Genomic DNA, 4,115 nt, shown 5'->3' on the forward strand with positions numbered 1-4,115 from the left:
CTCGATAACATCAAAATTAGGTCGGCACCTTCAATTAGGCGGGCGTAATCTGCCTGAGCTTCGAGCAGATCCATTTTAGTATCGGGCAAGGGGCCATCGTCGCGAATCGACCCGGCGAGGGAAAAGGGCACTTGATGTTTGACGCATTCATACATCACTCCACTTGTCAAAATGCCTTGTTCGACAGCTTTGGCAATGCTCCCGCAACGACGAATCGTGTTAATTGCTTTGAGGTGGTGGCGGTGTCCGCCATGTACCGATGTACCGCGCTGCATATCTACGCCCAAAGAGGTGCCCATTAAAGATTGCTCGATATCGTGGACGGCGATCGCATTACCACCTAAGAGGGCATGAACGTAACCGTCGCGAATCAAGCGGTTGAGGTGTTCGCTACCGCCTGTATGAATCACAACTGGCCCAGCAACGACCACTACTTTACCACCACGATCGCGAATTCGGCGCAGATCCCAGGCGATTTGCTCGACGACGAGTTCTACCCGGCGTTCACTCGAAACCCCCGCGCCCATGAAGCTAAATTCTTCGGTTGCCGCTTTTTTAATCGTCGTGGTGTTGCGCTTAGTGCGGATGCCCTCGCTACCGACTACCACCGATTCACCTAATTGCAAATCTCGCAACAGTTTACACCGCACGATGGTACCGCTGGGAGTACTAGCCACTGCGATCGCACCATCCATCCGTTGCCCCTGCACCTTCAACCACTGCCCATCGATCGAGACTTCAGTTGGGTAGATATTGGTGGCGTAAAAATCGTCAGGAGCGACCCCTGCCTGGGTCACCGCGACTAGGTTAGCGGCAATTGTATCGTCTGAGAGGCTCGTCGCGCCCAGGTCGATTAATTGCCCCATAATGTCGGCCATTACCACCGAGTCGGGGGCGGACACTTTTACCTGCGCCACTGAGGTATCCAACCGCTGTGCGCCGAGCTGGAAATTAGCAACTTGAAAACTGCCACCGCCCGCAACGATTGTATCGAGAACTTGATTTACCAGTCCCGAATCGAGTAAATGCCCTTCGATCTGGATCGTCCGGCTCTGAATTGTTGAAGTTTGGGGTGATTCTTGGTGGGGTTCATTGACTCTTAAAGTCAGGCATTTCGCCGCCCCACCCGCTTTCAGGAACTCACCTAACGGTGTTTCGATCGGCGTAAACCCGCGATCGACTAACATTTTCTTTAAGCTGTTGCTAGCTTTATTCATCACCACGATCCGGTCGATATTCACCGAATTACAGGCAAAAGTAACCGCATCTACTTCATCGATCGCGATCCGTTTCTCTGGCGGCACTCGCAGCTCGATTAAACGGTTAGAATAAGTATCAAATGCGCCTGGATAATACAACAGATACCCATCAGTCAGCGGACAAAAGCAGGTATCTAAATGATAAAACCGCCGATCTACCAAGCGTAACGATAGTACCTCCACATCCAACCATTTGGCTAAATAAGGGTGCGAATCTAGTTCCGATCGAAAGCCATAACCCGCCCACAGCCACCTTCCCGATCGATCGAGCAGGGCATCGCCAGCTCCCTCAAATGGCAAACTTGGGGGTAAAACATGTACCTTATACCCCTGACTTTCAAACCACTGCTGAAAATACGGTTCTTCACCCTGGCGTTCGGGATGGAAAAAGCGACTCAAGACCACATTATCGCCTAAGATCAGCCCAGCATTTGCCGTAAATACCATATCCGGCCAACCCTGCTGCGGCTCGATCTCCTCAACCGTCGCATGAGTCTTCAATACTTGGTGAAGCTGCTCCCATTCTACCTGGGCGCGTTCCCGTGACGAACGATGAATGTTGCCTTCCATCCACGGGTTAATTACATAATCTACTTCGTAGTGATGAGGGGCACACATCAAAATTCGCACTGCATCAGTCATGGTAAATGTACTACTCTCTAAAGGAACTTGGTAAGTCGTCGAACCGATCGATATCTACACCCGGCCGCCGTGAATTTTTTGTCACTTTATTCTAATAGGGCGGACGGACGTGGAACCCACATCGCTAACTGTTGTCAAAAATAACATCTTTCTAACAATGAAGTGTTTCTTGCGATTTGTAAAGTAGAATATATCTATCGATAGATGTAACTGTATGTCGATCGAGAGATGATAAATGTGTGACCATAGTTGCCAGTAGGTTCGATCGAATTAATTTTCTACAAAATTAAAAAAAGAGGAATAATTATATGATTGCGATCGAAAGATATTGCATCACCGACCTGCGAGATGAGGTTCGCAATTTGATTGCGCGAGGCTTATTAGAGCGGCAGCACCGGATCTACGAATTGAAGAGATTTTTTAGCGATCGTCAATGGTTGCAAATCGAGCATCTACTAGACGACCAAGATTATTTATTGCGAGGACACATTATCGATTTAGTCGGTAAAGAGTCTTGGGAGAACGATTGAAATGGCATTACTCACGATCGCATCTTACATTAAAACATAATTACTAGTGTTTTAGCGAAAAGTGCTGATGGTCGGGTGACCCGCCCAGTGTTTTTGGGGCTTACCCTGTCTTGTCTTACCTTTTTTGACGGGTTCCCCGTCCAAAGATAAGCCGCAAGTGAAGCACCTTTTCAAGACCGTGAATAGTGGACAGTGCTAATTTATCGATCTGTTAGAGCAGCGAAAGTCGGGGGCTGGCAACCACTTTGTTACGGTCGTTCCGTCCCCTCATCTGCCTACACAAACTCTTTCGGTCGGGGCTTATCAAAGTTTGCTTCGCCCACACAGTAAGAAATAGCATAGGGACTTTCCATTTTGGTGGATGCCTTCGCAATCTCCAAACCAATCAAATTACCATCAACATCGTAATCTAATACCAAACCTGGCGCGAATCGCGCTGTCTCCTCAACGGTGGTATCGCTGAGTGTAATTTGGAGAATATCTCGGTCTGGGTCATAAACAACTTTCATGGTGAGGTTTTATCCTTGGCTGCGCTAATAAGCTGCTTGCCCGGTGTTTTGTCCGAAGCTCAGGCGTTTGCTCATTTCATCCCCGATCGAGGACAATCGATTCTACTACCATCATCGTAACCAGCGGCAAGACTGCTCTACTGTATCATGGGTAACTAAAGTTTGCGATCGTTAGTTTAGATCTGGGCGCGGGGATCCAAAAGTGCGATCGTCAAACTCCAGCATCGAGACCTTTGACACGATCGATTATCAGAAATTTTTTAGCCGATTCTAGCTCCGATCGGATTATTTACTCAAGTTTGTACCGCAATATCATCGGGATGAATGCCATGATTTACCCAAACGATCGCTGTTTCGGCATTCCTCATTTCCGGCGGGACTCTGAGAATATGAACGTGATGAGTTGACGGACAAATCATCTTTAATAACACGATTGGTTCTCTACCAATTGGATTCCATCCCCGATTATATACAGGTTCGATATTATCTATTTTTAGCAAGGTATATTCTCGCCAAGTATCTAGTTTAACTGCTTTTAATGCCTGACAGATTTTTTCATATCCGACTCGATCGATTAAAGTTCGTCTGATTTCTGCATTATTTTCATCTAACAACCATTCTGGTTTCCATTCACTAAATTTAGTCCAATAACGACGCGGCAGATCGACTCCAAGAAAATTGAGATGTTTGAGATTAGGCAGGTTTTTGAACATGGATAAATCTGTCAGTGGATTACCAGTTAAATTTAGCGAAGTTAGCTTCTTCAGATCGCTCATTCGATCGGGTAGTTCTGTTAATTGATTGTTGCTCAAATATAAACTAGCTAGCTGGGGAAGACTGCCGATACTATTTGGCAATATTTTTAATTGATTATGACTTAGATCTAATGTAATCAGGTTTACAAGATAGTCAATGGTGTATGGTATGCTTTTTAGTCTATTACCTCTGAGGCTTAGTAATGTTAATTTTGTCAGGCAGGCGATGTTATCGGGTAAACTGTTTAATTGATTGCTGCTAAAATCTAGCTTTGTTAAATTTTTGAGGCGACTAATGCTCTCTGGCAAAATGCTTAATAGACTGTAATTTATTTTTAGATCGGTGAGATTTTTAAGATCGCCTATACTATTGGGCAAGCTAATTAATCGATCGCCATTTAAGTCCATTTTGCCTGAATC

4 protein-coding genes are annotated in these 4,115 nt (G+C 45.9%); 1 reads left to right on the forward strand and 3 read right to left on the reverse strand.

Translation table 11 applies throughout. The annotated features are described in order from the left end of the window. Positions 1-1,901, reverse strand: a 1,901-nt coding sequence (locus Q0R35_RS18415; protein ID WP_295621953.1) for a TIGR00300 family protein, incomplete at its 3' end; no start/stop codon positions are given. A 308-nt stretch (positions 1,902-2,209) separates the two neighbouring features. Between Q0R35_RS18415 and Q0R35_RS18420 the strand changes: the two genes are divergently transcribed. Next, positions 2,210-2,431 carry a DUF4327 family protein gene (locus Q0R35_RS18420; RefSeq protein ID WP_295621956.1) on the forward strand — a complete coding sequence of 74 codons (222 nt, stop codon included), beginning with the start codon at positions 2,210-2,212 and terminating at the stop codon, positions 2,429-2,431. 275 nt (positions 2,432-2,706) lie between these two features. On the opposite strand, the gene Q0R35_RS18425 is transcribed toward Q0R35_RS18420, so the two are convergent. Next, on the reverse strand, positions 2,707-2,940 hold the full coding sequence (locus tag Q0R35_RS18425; protein ID WP_295621959.1) for a DUF2283 domain-containing protein: 234 nt from the start codon (positions 2,938-2,940) through the stop codon (positions 2,707-2,709). Positions 2,941-3,233: 293 nt separating this feature from the next. Continuing rightward, positions 3,234-4,115 (reverse strand): leucine-rich repeat domain-containing protein (locus Q0R35_RS18430; RefSeq protein ID WP_295621962.1); only part of this gene is annotated, 882 nt, incomplete at its 5' end.

The sequence above is a fragment of the Chamaesiphon sp. GL140_3_metabinner_50 genome, assembly GCF_025361915.1.
GTDB lineage: Bacteria > Cyanobacteriota > Cyanobacteriia > Cyanobacteriales > Chamaesiphonaceae > Chamaesiphon.

Bases quoted from the DNA above. Each gene is read 5' to 3' on its own strand.
- Q0R35_RS18420 (WP_295621956.1), top strand. From the start codon at position 2,210: ATGATTGCGATCGAAAGATATTGCATCACCGACCTGCGAGATGAGGTT.
- Q0R35_RS18425 (WP_295621959.1), bottom strand. From the start codon at position 2,940: ATGAAAGTTGTTTATGACCCAGACCGAGATATTCTCCAAATTACACTC.